Origin of the sequence: Streptomyces sp. NRRL S-1813 (assembly GCF_000719605.1) — a bacterium.
GTDB lineage: Bacteria > Actinomycetota > Actinomycetes > Streptomycetales > Streptomycetaceae > Streptomyces > Streptomyces decoyicus.
Map to the genome: position 1 here is coordinate 415,904 of NZ_JOHB01000001.1, position 12,932 is coordinate 428,835.

Genomic DNA, 12,932 nt, shown 5'->3' on the forward strand with positions numbered 1-12,932 from the left:
CGCCCAACGCGCTGCGTCTCAGGCGCGTCGCAGGTGCAGAAAGAGCTGGATCTCGGGTGGTACGTCCGTACTCGCCGGGGCGTATGCGTAGGCGTCCTCCCCGACGACGTCGAAACCCGCGTCGTGCACGACCCGGCGCAGGTCGTCCCGCAGGTAACCCGATACCCGGATCGAGTTGCCCAGGAACGGAATGGTGAAGTCGTCCACATCCGCCTCGACCATGGACAGGGCCAACAGCCCCTCGGGTCGTAGCAGATCATGCAGCATGCCCAGTGCGTAAGGGATTTCCGCCCGGGGCAGCATCAGAAGCGAGAAATAAGCGGCGATACCGTCGAAGGAGCCGGGGCCGCCGAGCCGGCCGCCGCGCAGATCTGCGATGTCCAGCCGGTGGAAGGCGGCGTCCGGGGCGTTCTCCCGGGCCAGTTCGACCATCGAGGGGGAGAGGTCGATACCCACGACGCGGTGTCCGGCGTCCGCGAGCTGACGGGCGGTCGGCAGGCCCGTACCGCATCCGAGATCCAGGATGCGTGAGCCTGCGGGCAGGGTTCCGGCCAGCCAGGCGCCCGAGGCGAGCTGGCCCTCCTTGTGCGGAAAGGCGTCGTCGTACCGGTCACCGATCGCGTCGAACGCCTCGGCCTGGCCGGCCCGGTCCAGTGCTAACCGGTTCAGCCCCTCGTATCCGTCGTAGTGAGTTGCACTCACGACCTCGCCCCTCCTGCGACCGCGGTCAAGTTCGTTTTCCCGTTCTGGAGTTGCGCCTGTGCAGTCTTGCGGAGGACGATCCTACGTTTGAAGACCCGGGGCGCAGCAAGGGGGCTCGGCCCCGCTCCTCGCCCCGCGGGAAACAGCTTTGCCCATAGGCGCAGCTTTCCACGGTTCACCCCCTTCCGTCGCGTGAAGTCGCTTCGCTCCCTCACGACCGCAAACGTTCCGGTGCGCGGTCCCAGTCGTCCGGGAGCCCGGGGACTTCCCAGGCCGGATCGGGCCGCCAGTCCTCCCAGCCCTCGGCGTACGGCTCGCGCCAGGCCGTGATCTGTGCGATCGCGGCCCGCCCCGCCGATCTGACCTCGGCGGCCCGTGCGTCCGTCATCAGCCCGTCCCGCTGCGCCTGCGCGAACTCGTCCTCGTCCCGCCACTCCCAGTGCCGGTCCGGATAGACACAGATGTCGAGAAAGTGGTCCTCGGAGTCAATACCGCCCGCCCAACGGCGGCGCGGCTCCTCCAGATTGACGTACCAGTTCTTGAACTGCCAGCCACGCTCCCAGAACAGCCACACCGACCACGGGTCACCGGGCCGGGCCAGCTTCAGCACGCCGGTGCCGAACCACTCGTCGTGGGCGGTCCGGCGGGGTTTGGTGTAGCGGGTGGACAGCGGCTCGCGGTGCACCGGCGTGCCGTCGGCGAGCACCGGCTTGATGCAGGGGGTGCCCGGCGCCATCCACACCGCGAGCAGCTCGTCGGTGTCCTGGACCACGGTCATCGGACGGCAGATGTGGAACCGCGCGGCGTCGGCGTTGTCGCGATAACGCCACAGGATGTGGTCCCCCGGCGCCCAGCGCGTCCCTCCCGCCGCGCGGTCCGCCGCCCCCTTCGCACCGGCCGTCCCGCGTCCGCCGGCTGTCTCGCCTTCCGTCGTGTCCACCATGTCCGCTGTCATGCGCAGATCTTAGAGGCGTGGCATGAAGCGCGCCGTGACATGAGCCGCACCGGGCGTTACGGGCATGATAATGCGGGCCGCCCCCCGGAACCCGCGCCGCAACAGGAACCTCCGCGTGCGGGACGGGGGACGGAGGGCGGGCCCGGCTCAGGGGTGCGTCATCCGCAGTACGTCCAGCGCCTCGTCCAACTGCTCCTCGCTCAGCAGCCCCCGCTCGACATAGCCGCCTTCGAGGACCACCTCACGGATCGTCTTCCGCTCGGCGACGGACCTCTTGGCGACCTTCGCGGCCTCCTCGTAGCCGAGGTACTTGTTGAGCGGAGTGACGACCGACGGCGACGACTCGGCGTACTCACGGGCCCGTTCCACGTTCGCGGTGATCCCGTCGACCGTACGGTCCGCCAGCAGCCGGGAGACATTGGCCAGCAGCCGCACCGACTCCAGCACGTTCTTCCCGATCACCGGCAGCATCACATTCAGCTCGAAGTTGCCCGCCGCCCCGGCCGCCGCCACCGTCGCGTCATTGCCGGTGACCTGCGCCGCGACCATCAGCACCGCCTCCGGGATCACCGGGTTGACCTTCCCCGGCATGATCGACGAGCCCGGCTGAAGATCCGGCAGCGCGATCTCCGCGAGCCCGGTCCGCGGCCCCGACGCCATCCACCGCAGATCGTTGGCGATCTTCGTCAGCCCGACCCCGATCGTCCGCAACTGCCCGCTGGTCTCGACGATCCCGTCGCGCGCCCCCTGCGCCTCGAAGTGATTCCGCGCCTCCGTCAGCGGCAGCCCCGTCGCCCGCGCCACTTCGGCAATCACCGCGGCCGAGAACCCGGGCGGCGTGTTGATCCCCGTCCCCACCGCCGTACCGCCCAGCGGCAGTTCCGCCAGCCGCGGCAGCGAGGCCCGCAGCCGCTCGACGCCGTACCGCACCTGGGCGGCATAGCCGCCGAACTCCTGCCCCAGCGTCACCGGCGTCGCATCCATCAGATGCGTCCGCCCCGACTTCACGACCTCGGCGAACTCCTCCGCCTTCCGCTCCAGCGACTCCGCGAGATGTTCCAGCGCCGGAATCAGATCGTTGAGGACGGCCGAGGCCGCCGCGATATGAATCGAGGACGGGAAGACATCATTGGACGACTGACTGGCATTGACGTGGTCGTTCGGGTGGACCGCCCGCCCCAGCCGCTCGCTCGCCAGCGTCGCGATGACCTCGTTGGTGTTCATGTTCGACGATGTCCCGGACCCGGTCTGGAACACGTCGATGGGGAAGTGGTCGTCCCACTGTCCCTCCGCCACCGCGGCGGCGGCCTCCTGGACGGCCTCCGCGATGCCCTTGTCCAACACCCCCAGCTCCCCGTTGACCATGGCGGCCGCCCCCTTGATGCGGGCCAGCGCCTCGATGTGCGCCCGCTCCAGCCGCTGCCCGGAGACCGGGAAGTTCTCCACCGCACGCTGCGTCTGCGCCCGCCATTTGGCATGCGCGGGCACCTGCACCTCCCCCATGGAGTCGTGCTCGGTCCGAAAGCCGTGGGAGTCGCCGAATGCGCTGTTGTCACTCATACCTATGTCAGTGCCCGGGAACGGCGATCTGTTCCCGGGCACACCCGTAAGTCACCTGGCTGCGGGGCACTCACCCTTCAGCCCTGCTATGAACGCGGCCCAGGCGTGGTGGGGGATGAGGAGGGCGGGGCCGTGGGGGCGTTGGGAATCACGGACGGGGACGAGGCCGGGTATCTCGTCGGCGACCTCGACGCACACGCCACCTTCGTTGTTGCTGTAACTGCTCTTGCGCCAGACGGCAGTACTCAGGTCAGGGGCGGCTCGCATGGCGTCCAGTCCTCCATTGCCACTCGGATCATCGCCTCGGAGTCGCGGGGCGAGAGGGCCATGGCCCTGAGCAGATCGTAGTTCTCACGGCGGACGGCGACGTCGCTCTGGTTTTCGATAATTGTCCCGGAGTGGCTGCCTTCTTCATAGGCCGTCAACGGTTGGTGCGGCAGGGTGTAGAGCATGAGCGAGCTGCCTGCCTCTGCGTGCCCACCAGCCGCGAACGGCAGTAACTGAATGGTGAGATGTGGTCTCATACCCGCCTCGACCAGGGCGGACATCTGTTGGCGCATCACCTCGGGTTCACCGACCGGGCGCCGTAACACTGCCTCGTCGAGGATGAACCAGCATCGCGGTGGCTTGGGCTTGTCCAGCAGGGCCTGTCGATCGATCCGGGCCCGTACCAAGCTCGCGACCTCGGCATCCGAGGCGTAGGGGTTACGGCATCGCAGTGACTTTTCCGCAAGTTCCCGAGTCTGGAGGAGACCAGGAATCGTGGCGCTCGCGTACTCCTCGATGACCGCGGCCCTACTCTCGATCTCGCTGATGACGCGGCGGTATTTGCCGGGGAACGGTTCCCTCTTCGCGAGGGTGTGCAAGCGAGCGAAGAGCTCGCCCGTGCCAAAGCATGCGTCCAGCTTCGTCGGCAGATCGTCGTACGGCAGCGACTCGGCGGCCTCGATCCGGGCCAGTTGGGACTTGCTGTAGTTCACCACCTCGGAGAGTCGTCGTAGTGACATGCCTGCCTGCTCCCGGTGGCGGCGCAACTCAGCGCCGAAGAGGTCGCGCACCGAGCGGTCTGGTGAAAGTTCTCGCGCTTCGAAGGTCATAGGCCTATCCCTCCCTGTCCCGAACGTGATCTGGGACAACAACCCTCTGTTGAGCGTAGCCAGCGCAGAGCAACCATGAGGACACAGAAGGTAATTACCCCGGCGGTCGCGCGAACGGCCCCGGGGCATGGCCAACGCTGAGCAATCTCAGGAGCGTCAACATGCTTCAACCTATTGCCCGTTGCCTCGCGTGGGTGCGGGCTTTACTCATCCCGCGAGCACCGGGCCGGCACCGGGCGCCCGCCCCCTCCGCGTGTGGCCGCCCCGTGACCGTCCGTACGGTCCTCGTGCTGCCGTGGAGCCCGCCCCGGCTCCCCCGCGCGGCCCGCGGCGGAGACCGACCCGTCGAACGACCGCTCGACGGCGACGCGTCACCCCTCGTCCGCCCCTACTACGCCGCGTACGAACGGCAGCCGAAGCCCGCTGAGGTGGTCTGGTGAACGCCGACGACCGCACACCGTCGGGCCCACCGCCCCGGCAGTCCCTGATGACCCTGCGGGTCTACACCGCGAGCCGCGACGGCGTGGTCACGCAGGAGCGGGCGCCGGTGCATGTCGTGGCCGGTGAGCCGCTCGACGTGTACGGGCTCAGCCAGTCCTGGCCACCGTGCGCCTGCCCCCGTCATCGCGGGCGCTAGCGCCACCCCGCACAAGCCCTGGCGGTGAGGTGGGCCCTCTCCGAGCGTTCGGAGAGGGCCGCCAGGGAGTGACGGCCTGGGGCCGAGGGAGTAGGGCACCCCGGCTCGGTGGCGAGTCGGCAGGCGGATGTTCAGCGGGCGCACCGCAATCCTGCCTGCGCCTGCGCCTCCGGCGACGGACTCAGCCCCCGGCCCCCGCTACTGCCCCACCCTTCCATCGATGCACTCGCGCAACAGATCGGCCTGCCCGCAGTGACGGGCGTACTCCTCGACCCGGTGCACCAGCAGCTCCCGGACGGCGAACCCGTCCTTCCCCAGACGCTCGCTCAGATCCGGGTGCTCGGCCAGCGCGGCGTCGGTCGCGGCCTGCTCGCGCGCCAGATCGGAGTACGCGGCGTCGACCTCGGCCTGCTCGCCGACAGCGCCGTTGAAGTCCGCGTCACGCTCGCCGTACAGCTTCGGCAGCGGTTCGCCGTCGCTGATCCAGTTGCGCCAGTCCCGCTCCACCTCGGCGAGGTGCCGGAGCAGGCCGAGCAGTGACATCGTCGACGGCGGAACCGACCGACGCGCCAGTTGCTCCGCGTCCAGGCCCTCGCACTTCATCCGCAGGGTCATGCGGTAGTTCGTCAGGAAGTCCTGAAGCGTCGCAAGCTCGCCGTCCGGACTGACACCGTCGCTGTTGCGGGGGTCGTCGTCCGGGTCGGCCCACATATCGGGGTAGACGCTTGCCTGACTCCATCGTGCGGGTTGGTCACTCATGCGGCCCATATTCGACCGCGCGGACACAAGCCCGCCAGCGAGTTTCGGGTACGGACGACGGGGTGCGCACGGTCGCTCCGACCGTTGAGGAAGGCGCGGGGCTTGGTATTGAGTCGCGGACGGGCCGAAAGGTGCCGCTCGGCCGGTCGCGGACGCATTTCCCCGTACCCCTCCTGGACAGGGGGATTTCTGTGTTCCCCTCTAGTTACCGTCGCCGCCCTGCGGTGCGGGGTCGCGGGGCGCCTCCGGGGGCATGGGCCCGGCGTCGTGCTTCCCGCCGTCGGCATGGGCGGTATCCGTCAGCTCGCTGGGGTGCCGGAAGGGGACTCCGCGCCATCCCTCGGCGTCGGGCGTGCGATTCCCGTACGTATCGACAGTCGCAACATTCATCTGCCAACCTCCTCTTTTCGTGTTTTCGTGAGAGGTCACACCGCCATACCGTCGATGACATGACCCATGGACCTCAGGGGCTTCCGCAGCGGAAGTCATAGGAGTTTCAGGTCACTTGCCCTGCGGTGGGGGTGATTCCGGAGCTCGACATTGCAGTCCGCCACCGCTGAAAAGTTGCCCGCTGTCTCTGCCTCCACGCGCTGCTTGGCCAGCGCGGAACAAACGCCGCATTCCGTGGCCGGCGTCGGCCGGCTGAGAGGGGGGCCAGGTAAACGGGCGGTGCCATCGTCGTTCTTGTGTCCCTCATCGTTGCTTGCCTCCTGGTCAATTCCCGACCGTGGCATGCAATGTTTCCCTGTCGGGCGGACGCTGCCTAGCTGGTTTCCTGTTCGCGCAAGAAGTCGTCGCGGATGCTTTCGAGCATGGCGCGCATGTCGTTACCGGCCAGCGCGATGGATGCGAACCCCTCGAACTTGCGCACATAAACGGAAACATCTCTGGGGTCCGTGACAACGACCTCTGCATGAATCGTCTCGACGGTGACCGTCCTGTCATCCCGGATGACAAAGGCGTGATTCGCAATGTCCTGCTGTTGTACGGACAGCGGGACGATGCGGATGTCTATGTTGGGCAGGCGTGAAAGTGAGACGAGTCTGTCGACTTGCTCCGCCATCCTGGCTGCCGACACAATGCGCCACCGCAGTACCGGCTCAGTGATGATGAAGTGGAGTTCCTTCGTGGAGTCGTAGAGAGCCTGCTGGCGTTCAATGCGGACGCCGATGGTGCGGGTGAGTACGTCTTCGCCGAGGTCATGCCGGGAGAGAATCGCCCGGATGTACTCGGGCGTCTGTAGCAAGCCGGGGACCAATGCCGGCTGGAACAGCCGCAGCAACACCATGTGTGCTTCCAGCGCTCTGGTCTGCTGCTGGGCCTTGTGTACCCCCATGCGGCGGATGAGGCGCCAAGCCGTGGCCTCCGTGGCTTCGGTCCGGACAGCCTCCAGATACTCCGCCTTGACCTCATCGGAAACGCCGATGGTCGTAAGAATGCGCTCCACGTCTACGACGGACGGAGCGGCCTTCCCCGTTTCAATCTTGCTCAACTTGCTGGCAGACATGACGGCACTGCGGGCGACGACTTTGGCCTCCTTCCCGGATGCCCGCCGAAGCGCCCGCAGTGCGGCTCCCAGCTCTCCTCGCCTCACGTGCCGTGCTTGGCCCACCATTCCGAGAACGGCACGGCATGAGCCATGGCCGCATCCCGGTATGCCATGAACTCTGTTGCCCGTTCTCCGCCCAGAACCTCCCGGTCAGCCATGGCGCCCGTGTCGTCGTAGTGCATGACGACGGGGGTTGTCTCATCGAAGAGCCAAAAATCTGGTGCCTCTTCGAGGGGGTTAGGTCGTTCGGTGGTATCGAGAATGAAGAACTCTTCACCACCTGTCGTGTTCTTCTGGTATCCCCAGCCCAGTTCGAAGCGTAGGTAGGGGGTAAGCGGTCGTGAGAGAACGTGAACGCGATAGACGCGCTTTCCCTTGCTTGTGTGAGAATGGAGTTCTGATACCCAGGCCTCGTTGTAGTCGGCCGGCTGAGGCTCTCCGGCGAGAAATGCTTGGTAGGTTTCCGCGTTTCCCGACCGGCTGTAGTCGTCCAGGGTCTCCAGCCGGAACGCCTCCAGCTCGAAGGTGTCGAAAAGTTCGCTGAGAGTTTTAAGCGCCACGAATGCTCTTCCGAATGAGGTCATGCACAAGTTCCGTCGGGATTTCCACCACGGTCTCGTGTGCGGGAATCTCCAGCCCGTGATCCGCGGGAGTCTCGCCCTGCACCAGCAGGGTTCCCCTGTCGGTGGCGTAGATCGTGGGGCAATCCTTGATGTCGCAGGTGCTCACAAGCTTGGTGACCTTCATGGGTTTCCTCCCCGGCCTGCTCTGTCGTGGTCGATGATCGCGAGCAACTGACCTGAGGCGCAAGGGGTCCCAGTTTCCAAGACGAGAAATCGGGAACGGCGCTCTGATGCCTGGTTCCTGACGACCTCTCGGCGCGTAGTTGACGATCACGGCGGGCTGCTGGGTGCCTGGGTGAGCGCGACCGAGGTCGGGCTGGGCAGGCCGGAAGCGGCACAACGGCAAGAGCCCCCGGCGCGTAGCGCGCCAGGGGCTCTCCGGAAACTCGATGGGTCAGTTGCCCTGACGCACCGGAATGCTCGTGAACGTCGGCGTCGGTGCCGGGTCCTGGAAGAAGTCGTTGCCCTTGTCGTCGACGACGATGAAGGCGGGGAAGTCCTCGACCTCGATCCTCCAGACCGCTTCCATGCCGAGCTCCTCGTACTCCAGGACCTCGACCTTCTTGATGCAGTCCTGGGCCAGCCGGGCGGCGGGGCCGCCGATGGAGCCGAGGTAGAAGCCGCCATGCGCGGCGCAGGCGTCGGTGACCTGCTGGGAGCGGTTGCCCTTGGCCAGCATGACCTTCGAGCCGCCGGCCGCCTGGAACTGCTCGACGTAGGCGTCCATCCGGCCGGCGGTCGTCGGGCCGAAGGAGCCGGAGGCGTAGCCCTCGGGGGTCTTGGCCGGGCCCGCGTAGTAGACCGGGTGGTCCTTGAGGTACTGCGGCATCTCCTCGCCGGCGTCCAGCCGCTCCTTGATCTTGGCGTGCGCGATGTCGCGGGCGACGACCAGGGTGCCGGTGAGGGAGAGGCGGGTCTTGACCGGGTGCTTGGTCAGCTCGGCCAGGACGTCGTCCATGGGGCGGTTGAGGTCGATGGCGACCGCGTCGAGGTCGGGGCCCGCGCCCTCGGTCAGCTGCTCGTCGGTGGTGTCCGGGAGGAAGCGCGCCGGGTCGGTCTCCAGCTGTTCCAGGAAGACGCCCTCGGCGGTGATCTTCGCGACGGCCTGGCGGTCCGCGGAGCAGGAGACGGCGATGGCGACCGGGCAGGACGCGCCGTGACGGGGCAGGCGGACCACGCGGACGTCGTGGCAGAAGTACTTGCCGCCGAACTGCGCGCCGATGCCGATCTTCTGCGTCAGCTCGAAGACCTTCTCCTCCAGCTCCTTGTCGCGGAAGCCGTGGCCGGTGGGCGAGCCCTCGGCGGGCAGCTCGTCGAGGTAGTGCGCGGAGGCGTACTTGGCGGTCTTCATCGCGTACTCGGCCGACGTACCGCCGACGACGATCGCGAGGTGGTACGGCGGGCAGGCGGCCGTACCGAGCGAGCGGATCTTCTGCTCCAGGAACTTCATCATGGAGGCCTCGTTGAGGACCGCCTTGGTCTCCTGGAAGAGGAAGGACTTGTTGGCGCTGCCGCCGCCCTTGGCCATGAAGAGGAACTTGTAGGCGCCGCCGTCGGTCGCGTACAGCTCGATCTGGGCCGGGAGGTTGGAGCCGGTGTTCTTCTCGTCCCACATCGTCAGCGGAGCCATCTGCGAGTAGCGCAGGTTCAGCTGGGTGTAGGCGTCGTAGATGCCGCGGGAGAGGGCGGCCTCGTCGCCGCCCTCGGTCAGGACCTGCTGGCCGCGCTTGCCCATCACGATCGCGGTGCCGGTGTCCTGGCACATGGGCAGGACGCCCGCGGCGGCGATGTTGGCGTTCTTCAGCAGATCGAGCGCGACGAAGCGGTCGTTGGAGCTGGCCTCGGGGTCGTCCAGGATCTTGCGGAGCTGGGCGAGGTGCGTCGGGCGCAGGTAGTGCGAAATGTCGTGCATCGCCTCGGCGGCCAGCTTGCGCAGCGCCTCCGGCTCGACCTTGAGGAACGTCCGTCCATCGGCCTCGAAGGTGCTCACGCCCTCCGCGGTGACGAGGCGGTACGGCGTGGTGTCCTCACCTACGGGGAGAAGGTCGGTGTAGGCGAATTCCGGCATCGAAGGTCATTCCTTACTCGGAGAGGTCCGGCTGGCATCTACGGCAGCGCCTCCACAGCGTAGAACCCTGGCGTGCGGACGCCGCTGTGAGGTAAGGCTCAGTACGCGCGAGACCTGTCGCGTCGATCCCTGGTCGCGATCTATCGCGTTTCGGTACGCTGGGGCCGTGGAAGCAGACAACGGGGGACGACCGGGCCCCGAGACCCCGCCCGGACCGCTTCAGAAGCAGGACCGGCCCCGGGAGCGGCAGCCGGTGAACATGACCAAGACGGCGTCCGCGCGGCCCGCCGTGGCCGAGGGCGACATCCGTGCGTCGGACGCGGACCGCGACCGGGTCGCCGAGATCCTCCGCGAGGCGCTGGCGGAGGGACGGCTGGACCCGGAGGAGCACGCCGAGCGGATCGACACCGTCTACCGCGCCAAGACCATGGGCGAGTTGGAGCCCGTCGTACGGGACCTGCCCGCGGCGGGCGCCGGGCGCGCGCAGCCGGGACCGGACGCGTATGTCTACGGCCCCGGCGCCCCGGTCCCGGACCAGAACCTCGTCGCGATCTTCAGCGCCTCCGTCCGCAAGGGCCGCTGGCAGGCCCCCGCGCGGATCAACGCCTTCGCGTTCTTCGGCTCAGTCGAGATCGATCTGACCGAGGCGGTCTTCCCGCAGCAGCAGGTCCAGATCAACGTCACGGCGATCTTCGGCAGCGTGGAGATCCGGGTCCCGGAGAACATCACGCTGCGCAGCAGCGGCTCCGGCGTCCTGGGCAGCTTCGAGGTCGAGACGCATGACGCCGAGGACACCCACGCCCCGCAGGTCCTGGTCAACGGCTATGCCGTGCTGGGCAGCGTGGAGGCCAAGCCCAAGCGCGGTGCCTGGATCCGCGATCTGCGCGACCGGCTGCGCGAGGGGCACCGGGAGCTGCGCCACGAGCTGCGCGAGGAGCGGCGCGAACGCCATCAGGAACTGCGCGCGGGCCGGCATGAATGGCACGAGCGCCGGCGCTCCGAGCGCCGCGAGCGCCGGGACCGGTTCCGCGGGGGCGAGGGCGCCTGAGGCCGCGTACGGCCGTCGGCCGCGGCACCGCGGCGGCCGACCCACGGAAGGGGACGTCACCCGCGATTGTCTCGTTGTCGCACGATCGCCACGGTGTGCATAAGCGTGCGTACAGCGGGTAGGGCTGGTGCATCGTCTCTCGTACGGCTGCGGGGTGCGGAAACAGGCCGTGCGCAGCGAGACGGGCAAGGGTGGTTCTCGCGCCGAAGCCGTCGTCAGGAGTAGACCGTGCTGCTACCGCATCAGCCCCTGCAGGATGCCGCTGTCGTTCCGTCCCAGCAAATGCCTGCTCGTGACGAGGCCGGCCCCTGGCATTCGGAGGCGGTGTGCCGCCGGGACGAAGCCGGGCTGTTCTTCGCCCCGTCCAAGGAGCCGACCGCCGCGCGACTGGCCAGAGAAGAGGCCGCGAAGCGGGTCTGCGCCCGCTGTCCCGTGATGGTCGAGTGCCGGGAGCATGCGCTGCTCCAGCCCGAGCCGTACGGCGTCTGGGGCGGTCTGACCGCGGCCGAGCGCCGGGTCGTGCTGACCCGCCGACGCCGCCGGGAGACCGAGCTCCAGCGCGCGGCCCATATGCCCGCGGCCGGCTAGACGGCCGCGCGAGCGGCTTCGGCCCATCGCACGCACCCCAGGGCGTATGGGCCACTTCGCCCCCGCCGGAGACTCTCCGGCGGGGGCGAAGTGCATGCGGTGCCGTGCGGCCCGTACGGGATCAGCTGGGGCGCTCGAAGTCCACCGAGCTGTACGCACGCAGCTTGGACAGCCGGTGCTGGGAGTCGATCTGGCGGATGGTGCCGGACTTGGAACGCATCACCAGGGACTGGGTGTAGGCGTTCTCGGCGCGGTAGCGCACCCCGCGCAGCAGCTCGCCGTCGGTGATGCCGGTCGCGACGAAGAAGACGTTGTCACCGCGGACCAGGTCGCCGATCTCCAGCACCTTGTCCAGGTCGTGCCCGGCGTCCAGCGCCCGCTGCCGCTCCTCGTCGTCCTTGGGCCACAGCTTGCCCTGGAACGCGCCGCCCAGACACTTCAGCGCACAGGCCGCGATGATGCCCTCGGGTGTACCGCCGATGCCCAGCAGCAGGTCCACGCCGGTGCCCTCACGGGCCGCCATGATCGCGCCGGCCACGTCGCCGTCGGCGATGAACTTGATCCGGGCCCCGGCCTCCCGGACCTCCTTGACCAGGCCGTCGTGGCGGGGCCGGTCCAGGATGACGACCGTGACGTCCTCGACCGCGGACTTCTTCGCCTTGGCGATCCGCTTGATGTTCACGGCCACCGGCGCCGTGATGTCCACGAAGTCCGCCGCCTCCGGGCCCGTGGCGAGCTTGTCCATGTAGAAGACCGCGGACGGGTCGAACATCGAGCCGCGCTCGGCCACCGCCATCACGGACACGGCGTTCGCCATGCCCTTGGCGGTCAGCGTCGTCCCGTCCACCGGGTCCACGGCCACGTCGCACTCCGCGCCGGTCCCGTCACCCACGCGCTCGCCGTTGTAGAGCATCGGGGCGTTGTCCTTCTCGCCCTCCCCGATGACCACGACGCCGTTCATCGAGACGGTGTGGATCAGGGCGCGCATGGCCTTGACCGCCGCGCCGTCCGCGCCGTTCTTGTCACCTCGCCCCACCCAACGGCCCGACGCCATGGCACCGGCCTCGGTCACCCTGACGAGCTCCAGGGCGAGGTTGCGGTCCGGGGCTTCGGGGCTGACCTCAAGTGGGGACGGGAGATGATGCTCGCTCATCGAGCGCACCTTTCTGAACGGCGACGGCCGTGAAGGAATGAGGGTGGCTGTGCGGGGGTGCGGGGGTTTCCCCCGGAGGTTCACAGTATCTCCAGGCCGCCAAAATGAGCAGAGGGCCCTTCGCATGAGCGCCCGTGGGGGAGTCGGTCACCTGGTCGTTTGCGCAGGTCACCGGCTTTGCCGGGGGGCCTGT

The 12,932-nt window shown here is 68.1% G+C and carries 16 protein-coding genes; 4 read left to right on the forward strand and 12 right to left on the reverse strand.

What is annotated here, in order from left to right:
* Positions 1 to 18 precede the first annotated feature (18 nt).
* The 5 genes from IF67_RS0101945 to IF67_RS0101960 all read right to left on the reverse strand — a co-directional run bounded on the left by IF67_RS0101945 (position 19) and on the right by IF67_RS0101960 (position 4,314).
* Positions 19 to 702 carry a class I SAM-dependent DNA methyltransferase gene (locus IF67_RS0101945; RefSeq protein ID WP_030981435.1) on the reverse strand — a complete coding sequence of 228 codons (684 nt, stop codon included), beginning with the start codon at positions 700 to 702 and terminating at the stop codon, positions 19 to 21.
* Between the two features lie 211 nt (positions 703 to 913).
* On the reverse strand, positions 914 to 1,657 hold the full coding sequence (locus IF67_RS0101950) for a DUF402 domain-containing protein (RefSeq protein WP_078889221.1): 744 nt from the start codon (positions 1,655 to 1,657) through the stop codon (positions 914 to 916).
* Between the two features lie 147 nt (positions 1,658 to 1,804).
* Positions 1,805 to 3,217 (reverse strand): class II fumarate hydratase, encoded by a 1,413-nt coding sequence (locus IF67_RS0101955; protein WP_030981437.1) that lies wholly within the window; start codon positions 3,215 to 3,217, stop codon positions 1,805 to 1,807.
* A 51-nt stretch (positions 3,218 to 3,268) separates the two neighbouring features.
* The gene (locus IF67_RS41045; RefSeq protein WP_078889222.1) at positions 3,269 to 3,484 is read right to left on the reverse strand and encodes a DUF397 domain-containing protein; all 216 of its coding nucleotides are present in this window, start codon (positions 3,482 to 3,484) and stop codon (positions 3,269 to 3,271) included.
* Positions 3,463 to 4,314 (reverse strand): helix-turn-helix domain-containing protein, encoded by an 852-nt coding sequence (locus IF67_RS0101960; protein ID WP_030981438.1) that lies wholly within the window; start codon positions 4,312 to 4,314, stop codon positions 3,463 to 3,465. The genes IF67_RS41045 and IF67_RS0101960 overlap by 22 nt, the downstream gene beginning before the upstream one ends.
* 266 nt (positions 4,315 to 4,580) lie before the next feature.
* Between IF67_RS0101960 and IF67_RS43565 the strand changes: the two genes are divergently transcribed.
* Entirely contained in the window at positions 4,581 to 4,754 is a 174-nt protein-coding gene (locus tag IF67_RS43565) for a hypothetical protein (protein WP_158713028.1), read from the forward strand.
* Positions 4,751 to 4,951 (forward strand): hypothetical protein, encoded by a 201-nt coding sequence (locus tag IF67_RS0101970; RefSeq protein ID WP_030981440.1) that lies wholly within the window; start codon positions 4,751 to 4,753, stop codon positions 4,949 to 4,951. The genes IF67_RS43565 and IF67_RS0101970 overlap by 4 nt, the downstream gene beginning before the upstream one ends.
* A 198-nt stretch (positions 4,952 to 5,149) precedes the next feature.
* Here the strand turns inward: IF67_RS0101970 and IF67_RS0101975 are convergent, their stop codons facing one another.
* From IF67_RS0101975 to IF67_RS0102000, 6 genes are all read right to left on the reverse strand, one after another.
* Positions 5,150 to 5,710, reverse strand: coding sequence for a DinB family protein (locus IF67_RS0101975; protein ID WP_078889223.1), 561 nt, complete (start codon positions 5,708 to 5,710; stop codon positions 5,150 to 5,152).
* A gap of 201 nt (positions 5,711 to 5,911) precedes the next feature.
* Positions 5,912 to 6,100, reverse strand: a complete 189-nt coding sequence (locus tag IF67_RS0101980; protein ID WP_030981443.1) for a hypothetical protein — start codon at positions 6,098 to 6,100, stop codon at positions 5,912 to 5,914.
* Positions 6,101 to 6,473: 373 nt separating this feature from the next.
* Positions 6,474 to 7,325 carry a helix-turn-helix domain-containing protein gene (locus IF67_RS0101985; protein ID WP_199812665.1) on the reverse strand — a complete coding sequence of 284 codons (852 nt, stop codon included), beginning with the start codon at positions 7,323 to 7,325 and terminating at the stop codon, positions 6,474 to 6,476.
* Entirely contained in the window at positions 7,301 to 7,843 is a 543-nt protein-coding gene (locus IF67_RS0101990; protein WP_030981447.1) for a DUF6879 family protein, read from the reverse strand. Before IF67_RS0101990 ends, IF67_RS0101985 begins: the two co-directional genes overlap by 25 nt.
* Entirely contained in the window at positions 7,809 to 8,006 is a 198-nt protein-coding gene (locus IF67_RS0101995) for a hypothetical protein (RefSeq protein ID WP_030981449.1), read from the reverse strand. The genes IF67_RS0101990 and IF67_RS0101995 overlap by 35 nt, the downstream gene beginning before the upstream one ends.
* A 270-nt stretch (positions 8,007 to 8,276) precedes the next feature.
* Entirely contained in the window at positions 8,277 to 9,950 is a 1,674-nt protein-coding gene (locus IF67_RS0102000) for a fumarate hydratase (protein ID WP_030981451.1), read from the reverse strand.
* Between the two features lie 166 nt (positions 9,951 to 10,116).
* Between IF67_RS0102000 and IF67_RS0102005 the strand changes: the two genes are divergently transcribed.
* Both IF67_RS0102005 and IF67_RS0102010 read left to right on the forward strand, forming a co-directional pair.
* Positions 10,117 to 10,998 (forward strand): DUF1707 SHOCT-like domain-containing protein, encoded by an 882-nt coding sequence (locus IF67_RS0102005; RefSeq protein ID WP_234340947.1) that lies wholly within the window; start codon positions 10,117 to 10,119, stop codon positions 10,996 to 10,998.
* Between the two features lie 282 nt (positions 10,999 to 11,280).
* On the forward strand, positions 11,281 to 11,586 hold the full coding sequence (locus IF67_RS0102010; RefSeq protein ID WP_199812666.1) for a WhiB family transcriptional regulator: 306 nt from the start codon (positions 11,281 to 11,283) through the stop codon (positions 11,584 to 11,586).
* 121 nt (positions 11,587 to 11,707) lie between these two features.
* Here the strand turns inward: IF67_RS0102010 and glpX are convergent, their stop codons facing one another.
* The gene (gene glpX, locus IF67_RS0102015) at positions 11,708 to 12,739 is read right to left on the reverse strand and encodes a class II fructose-bisphosphatase (protein WP_030981453.1); all 1,032 of its coding nucleotides are present in this window, start codon (positions 12,737 to 12,739) and stop codon (positions 11,708 to 11,710) included.
* Positions 12,740 to 12,932: the final 193 nt, after the last annotated feature.

Excerpts from the sequence above, each read along its gene's own strand:
- IF67_RS0102010 (WP_199812666.1), top strand. The coding sequence starts at position 11,281 with ATGCCTGCTCGTGACGAGGCCGGCCCCTGGCATTCGGAGGCGGTGTGC.
- IF67_RS0101980 (WP_030981443.1), bottom strand. The coding sequence starts at position 6,100 with ATGAATGTTGCGACTGTCGATACGTACGGGAATCGCACGCCCGACGCC.
- glpX (WP_030981453.1), bottom strand. The coding sequence starts at position 12,739 with ATGAGCGAGCATCATCTCCCGTCCCCACTTGAGGTCAGCCCCGAAGCC.
- IF67_RS0101990 (WP_030981447.1), bottom strand. The coding sequence starts at position 7,843 with ATGACCTCATTCGGAAGAGCATTCGTGGCGCTTAAAACTCTCAGCGAA.
- IF67_RS0101955 (WP_030981437.1), bottom strand. The coding sequence starts at position 3,217 with ATGAGTGACAACAGCGCATTCGGCGACTCCCACGGCTTTCGGACCGAG.
- IF67_RS0101960 (WP_030981438.1), bottom strand. The coding sequence starts at position 4,314 with ATGACCTTCGAAGCGCGAGAACTTTCACCAGACCGCTCGGTGCGCGAC.
- IF67_RS0101975 (WP_078889223.1), bottom strand. The coding sequence starts at position 5,710 with ATGAGTGACCAACCCGCACGATGGAGTCAGGCAAGCGTCTACCCCGAT.
- IF67_RS41045 (WP_078889222.1), bottom strand. The coding sequence starts at position 3,484 with ATGCGAGCCGCCCCTGACCTGAGTACTGCCGTCTGGCGCAAGAGCAGT.
- IF67_RS0102000 (WP_030981451.1), bottom strand. The coding sequence starts at position 9,950 with ATGCCGGAATTCGCCTACACCGACCTTCTCCCCGTAGGTGAGGACACC.
- IF67_RS0101985 (WP_199812665.1), bottom strand. The coding sequence starts at position 7,325 with ATGGTGGGCCAAGCACGGCACGTGAGGCGAGGAGAGCTGGGAGCCGCA.
- IF67_RS0101995 (WP_030981449.1), bottom strand. The coding sequence starts at position 8,006 with ATGAAGGTCACCAAGCTTGTGAGCACCTGCGACATCAAGGATTGCCCC.
- IF67_RS0101950 (WP_078889221.1), bottom strand. The coding sequence starts at position 1,657 with ATGACAGCGGACATGGTGGACACGACGGAAGGCGAGACAGCCGGCGGA.